1 pseudogene is annotated in these 284 nt (G+C 63.4%); it reads left to right on the plus strand.

The window, feature by feature from the left end:
• A pseudogene (locus SB717_RS35145) lies at positions 1-284 on the plus strand (glycoside hydrolase family 65); the annotation flags it as partial.

The following is a 284-nucleotide window of genomic DNA, read 5'->3' on the forward strand; positions in this document are numbered from 1 at the left end:
GTCGACGTGGATCCGTTCACGATCCGTCAGGATCATCCCTCGATGCTCGGAGCGTTCGGCTTCGTACCCGATGTCGACATGATCGATCCCGAGCTCATGCGGGCGACATACCTCGACGTGCTGCGCGAGTGGGACTGGGAGACGACATGGGGGTGGGACTATCCGCTCATGGCGATGACCGCTTCACGGCTCGGGGAGCCCGGCTGGGCGATCGACGCGCTCATGAGCGGCGCGGGAAAGAACGAGGTGGTGGCGAGCGGGCATAACCATCAGAATGCCTCGTT

The organism is Priestia sp. SIMBA_032 (genome assembly GCF_046535215.1).
GTDB classification, from domain to species: Bacteria; Bacillota; Bacilli; order Bacillales; family Bacillaceae_H; genus Priestia; species Priestia aryabhattai.